Source organism: Streptomyces sp. PR69 (assembly GCF_026420845.1).
Taxonomy (GTDB): Bacteria; Actinomycetota; Actinomycetes; order Streptomycetales; family Streptomycetaceae; genus Streptomyces.
This window is the reverse complement of sequence record NZ_JAOWCB010000077.1, coordinates 1-1,554: the sequence shown is the minus strand read 5'-3', so window position 1 is coordinate 1,554 and position 1,554 is coordinate 1. Positions and strand designations below refer to the sequence as shown.

Below are 1,554 nucleotides of genomic sequence, written 5' to 3'. Positions count from 1 at the left end.
CGGAGCTGGTGCCGGTGTCGTACGCGCAGCAGCGGCTGTGGTTCCTGGGCCAGTTCGAGGGCCCGAGCGCCACCTACAACCTGCCGGTGGTTTACCGCGTCAGCGGGCCGGTGGACGTGGCCGCTCTGGAGCTGGCCCTGGGTGACCTGGCCGAGCGGCACGAGACCCTGCGGACCGTGTTCCGCGACGTCGACGGTGTCCCGGTCCAGGTCATTCAGGAGCCCCGGCCGGTCACCCTGCACCGGATCAGCTGCGCCGGGCACGAACTGACGGAGGTGCTGCACACCACCGGCGCCCACGCCTTCGACCTCTCGTCGGAGCTGCTGGTCCGGGCGACCCTGGTGTCCACGGGCGCGGACGAGCACGTGCTGGTGGTGCTGTTCCACCACATCGCCACCGACGGCGCGTCGATGAGGCCGCTCGGCACCGACCTGGGCGCCGCCTACCGTGCGCGATTGGCCGGTGAGGCGCCGGACTGGGTGCCGTTGCCGGTGCAGTACGCGGACTACGCGCTGTGGCAGCGGCAGGTGCTCGGTTCGGAGGACGACCCGGACTCGGTGATCGGCGCGCAGCTCGTCTTCTGGCGCGAGGCGCTGGCGGATCTGCCGGTGGAGCTGGATTACCCGACGGACCGGCCCCGCCCGGCGGTGGCGTCGCAGCGCGGTGAGGTGTTCGAGGCGGAGCTGGACGCCGAGCTGCACGCGGCGCTGGCCCGGCTGGCCCGCACGACCGGCACCACCATGTCCATGGTCGTCCACACCGCGCTGGCCACGCTGCTCACCCGGATCGGTGCGGGGACGGACATCCCGATCGGCATGCCGGTGGCGGGTCGCACGGACGAGGCCCTGGACGGGCTGATCGGCTTCTTCGTCAACACCCTGGTCCTGCGCACCGACACGTCCGGCGATCCGACGTTCGAGGAGCTGCTGGCCCGGGTGCGGGACGCCAGCCTGGCCGCGTACGGGCATCAGGAGGTCCCGTTCGAACGGGTCGTGGAGGCACTCAACCCGCCGCGCTCGGCGGGCCGCAACCCGCTGTTCCAGATCATGCTCCAGGTCGGCACCGACACCGGATCGGACCTGGAACTGCCCGGCGCCACGGTGGAGGAGCTGGCCCCGGAGCTGAACGGGGCGAAGTTCGACCTCAACTTCAGTTTCCGGGCGGAGTCCACCGACGACGGCCGCCCCGCAGGACTGCGGGCGAACGTCGAGTTCGCGGTCGACCTGTTCGACGCGTCGACGGTCCAGCGGCTGTTCGGCCGTCTCGTACGGGTGCTGGAGGCCGTGGCCGTGGACGCGGCCCAGCCCATCGGCGCCATCGACGTACTGGACGGGGCCGAGCGCCACCGGATCCTCACCGAGTGGAACGCCACCGAACACCCCGTACCCGACACCAGCGTCCCGGCGATGTTCGCCGCACAGGCCGCCCGCACCCCCGACGCCGTCGCCGTCGTCTGCGACGGCCAGGAGGTGACGTACGCGCAGCTCGACGCCCGCGCCAACCGGCTCGCGCACTGGCTGCTCGCCCGGGGCGCGGGACCCGAGAGCATCGTCG

The 1,554-nt window shown here is 72.3% G+C and carries 1 protein-coding gene; it reads left to right on the top strand.

Annotated elements, in window-relative coordinates:
* A partial coding sequence (locus OF819_RS28935; RefSeq protein ID WP_267246616.1) for a condensation domain-containing protein occupies positions 1-1,554 on the top strand: 1,554 nt, incomplete at both ends.